We start from the raw sequence: 258 nt of genomic DNA, 5'->3' as shown, positions 1-258 counted from the left end.
GCTGCGACCTGAATATGCGGTAGGGGTCATGTTACTCGTGCTCTGTCCGGGTGGCACCACTTCCAACTTATTTACCTTCCTTGCCAAAGGCGATGTAGCGTTATCCGTCACTATGACTGCGATTGCTAGTATCATCACGGTATTTAGTATTCCTATTGTTCTAAGCTTTTCATTGATTCACTTTATGGGTGCTGGAAGCGAGTTTCAACTGCCAATTATAAAGACAATGATTTCTTTATTCGTCATCACCATTTTGCC

At 43.4% G+C, this 258-nt stretch carries 1 pseudogene; it reads left to right on the top strand.

Annotated elements, in window-relative coordinates:
• Positions 1–28: 28 nt before the first annotated feature.
• Positions 29–258: pseudogene (locus tag AAEZ06_RS27680) on the top strand (bile acid:sodium symporter family protein); the annotation flags it as partial.

The organism is Pseudomonas sp. HY7a-MNA-CIBAN-0227 (assembly GCF_040310325.1).
In the GTDB taxonomy this organism is placed as follows: domain Bacteria; phylum Pseudomonadota; class Gammaproteobacteria; order Pseudomonadales; family Pseudomonadaceae; genus Aquipseudomonas.
The sequence above is the reverse complement of the archived record's forward strand: the minus strand, read 5'-3'. Positions and strand labels throughout refer to the sequence as shown.